The organism is Rheinheimera fenheensis (genome assembly GCF_039871805.1).
Classification (GTDB): Bacteria; Pseudomonadota; Gammaproteobacteria; order Enterobacterales; family Alteromonadaceae; genus Alishewanella; species Alishewanella fenheensis.
In genome coordinates, this window is the sequence record NZ_JBDPJM010000020.1 from 1 (window position 1) to 3,012 (window position 3,012).

The 3,012-nt window shown below is 47.0% G+C and carries 3 protein-coding genes and 1 tRNA gene; all 4 read right to left on the reverse strand.

Annotation, left to right across the window (positions count from 1 at the left end):
* Nucleotide 1: 1 nt before the first annotated feature.
* Nucleotides 2-77: transfer RNA gene (locus ABGI61_RS16695), tRNA-Thr, on the reverse strand.
* 111 nt (nt 78-188) lie between these two features.
* Entirely contained in the window at nt 189-884 is a 696-nt protein-coding gene (locus ABGI61_RS16700) for a type III pantothenate kinase (RefSeq protein WP_347603452.1), read from the reverse strand.
* Nucleotides 885-1,868 (reverse strand): bifunctional biotin--[acetyl-CoA-carboxylase] ligase/biotin operon repressor BirA, encoded by a 984-nt coding sequence (gene birA, locus ABGI61_RS16705; RefSeq protein ID WP_347603455.1) that lies wholly within the window; start codon nt 1,866-1,868, stop codon nt 885-887.
* Nucleotides 1,865-2,875: a UDP-N-acetylmuramate dehydrogenase gene (gene murB, locus ABGI61_RS16710; protein WP_347603458.1), complete on the reverse strand. Its 1,011-nt coding sequence runs from the start codon at nt 2,873-2,875 to the stop codon at nt 1,865-1,867. The genes birA and murB overlap by 4 nt, the downstream gene beginning before the upstream one ends.
* Nucleotides 2,876-3,012: the final 137 nt, after the last annotated feature.

Genomic DNA, 3,012 nt, shown 5'->3' on the forward strand with positions numbered 1-3,012 from the left:
ATGGTGCCGCTTATCCGAGTCGAACGGATGACCTACTGATTACAAGTCAGTTGCTCTACCAACTGAGCTAAAGCGGCACTACGTCAGTGGGTGCGAATTCTAGTGTAATGCCGGTGGGCGTGCAACAGAAAAAACCAAAAAAGCGCGAATTTCGCGCTTAAACGCTCATAAAGTGCACAAAGCAATGGCTACATATCGATATAACGAGCCAATCCGTAAAATATCAATAATGGCTCAACAACAAGCGGTAAATCACTAAGATGTGGTTTCAAAAATTTGCTGTCTCCACCGGTTAAGATCAGCTTATCCGCCGGTGTATCTTGCCAGGCGAGGCGTATTGCTCCTAATACGGCAGCTAAACAGCCATTTTGTAAGCCCGTGACTGTATCAATGCCCGGCTCAAGCCGGCCATTAAACATCTCAGCATTAAAGACTTTAGCGGTGTTTTTTACCACGGCTTGTTGCTGCATTTTAAGACCAGGAATGATCCAGCCACCACCATGCTGGCCTGACTTATCCAGCCAATCAAGGGTAACGGCTGTACCGGCATCCGCAATAAGCACATTTTGGCCATTGAACAATAGCTGCGCACCAAGCATTGCCAGCCAACGGTCTACGCCCAGTGTTTGCGGTTGCTGATAGCTGCTACGCACACCATAGGCCTGTGCATCAGAATAAACCTGACGCCAGGGCAAATGGTCCAAACCTAGCAGTTGTTTAATGACCGCGACCTTTTCCTGCGAGGCGACACTGGCAAAATACACCGCCTTTATCGGCAGCTTTGCCAAATTATCAGCTGCCAGTTGTGGTAATGCAGTCACCTTACCATTTTTTACCAAGGCGGCTTTTTCGCGGGTATTACCAATATCAAGTAATAAGTACATTTACACCCCTGGACGTAAACTCAATTCGCCACCAAAATAGCTGTGTAACCCAGCGACAGTCTGTATCAACAATCCACCCTGGCTATCGACACCCAAACAAATACCGACAACTTCCTCATTTCCGCAAAGTCGTACCTGCTGTAACCGATATTGATTATACTGGTTAAACTCGTCGACAAAGTCACTAAAGCCCCGCAAATTAAACTCACCCAGCACAGAAATAAGCTGGCTTTGTAAGGCGGCAACTAACTGATTACGTTCTACCATAACACCGGCCTCAGAAGCCAGATCGGTAAACTGCTGGTCGATATTAACGCCGGCTTGTTCTGGCAGACGAATATTTAACCCGATCCCTATAACAACATCGCAAGCCGCGTTTGCCTGGCCGCTCAATTCAACCAGAATACCGCATACTTTTTTATCGTTGATGTAGACATCATTTGGCCATTTGATCTTGGCATCCAGGTTATACAACCTGCGTAATAAACGCACCAAAGCGATACCGACCACCAGGCTTAAGCCACCTGCTGTGGCAATACCCTGCTCTAAACGCCAATAGAGCGAAAAGTAAAGGCTTGATGCAAAAGGCGAATACCAACTACGACCGCGACGGCCACGTCCGGCCGTTTGTGCCTCAGCGACCAACGTGTAGCCTGGCTGTGTGACCTGCCCTAGCGACACCTTTAGCATTAGCTGATTATTTGTTGAGTCCGTTATATGTTGTACGAGGATATCTGGACTGCCGTGCTGTCGTAATTGGCTAATGTAAGCCGCGTCCAGCAAGTTTAATGGTGCGGCAAGACGATAACCGCGGCCTTTTACTTTATAAATGTCTAAGCCAAGCAGTTGTAGCTGTTTAATATGGTTGGCTACCGCTGTGCGACTAACACCCAGTCTTTCTGCCAATAACTGACCTGACAGAAAATCACCGGTACTCAGCGCAGTTAACAACTGTCGCTGAGTTATTAAACTGCTTTTTGTCATTGCATCAGCTGCCCTTTGGCGTCCAGCATTCTGACTTCAGGTTCAAGCTGTATGCTATAAGCTGATGCCACCTTAGTCTGAATAGCATTGATAAGCTGCTCCAATTCCCGTGCTGAGCCCGCTCCCCGATTCACCAGCACTAAAGGTTGTTGCTCATAACAAGCAACGTCACCAACAGTTTGGCCCTTAAATCCCTGTTGATCTATCAGCCAGGCCGCAGGAACTTTTACATTACCATCGTCCTGCACAAAACCGGGCATACCAGTAAAAATCGCTTGTAGCTTAGTAAACTGTTGCATACTAATTACCGGGTTTTTAAAAAAACTGCCGCAATTTGCCAGCTTTGCCGGATCGGGTAACTTAGCGCTACGGATAGCGATCACCTGATCAAAAATATCTTCTATGGCCGTGTCAGCTGTAAGATGATCTAAACCTTTATAACTCAGTACCGGCTTTGCCATTTTTGACAGTAATAAACCTACAGCAACAATAATACCCTTACCGGCTAAGGCTTTCTTAAATACACTGTCTCTGTAGCCAAATTGACAACGGCCGGCAGCTATACGCTCTATCTTGCGTTGTTGCCAGTGATAAAAATCAACATACAGGCAGCTATCCGCCAGCTCAACGCCGTAGGCGCCGATATTTTGCACAGGGGCTGCGCCCACAGAGCCTGGGATCAACGCAAGGTTTTCAATACCCCAGAGCTTTTCCTCTACCGCCCATTTCACTAATTGATGCCAGTTATGCCCAGCTTCGACGTGAACTAAGGAAAAATTGTCATCAAGCACACTGACTGTTTTATTGTTTGCCACAAAACGACATACAGCTGCTTGCAGGTCTTGCATAAAAATGGTGTTACTACCCTCACCCAGCACCACTGGCGCACTGTCGTATCGCATTTGTTGCAACTCATCGATCGAGCTAAATTCAGTTAGCTGATGCAAGTTAGCATTGAAGCGAAAGGTAGAATAAGGAACTGCTGAAACATTAGTTAAAGTATGCATGGTGAGACCATTTGTCGCGAATAGCGCTATTGTAATGATGCCGCTGAATAAGCGCAAAACAAAAACCCCGCTCTAGAGAGCGGGGTTGGTATTGGGTGCCTGGCGGTGAACTACTCTCGCATAGCGAATGCTACACT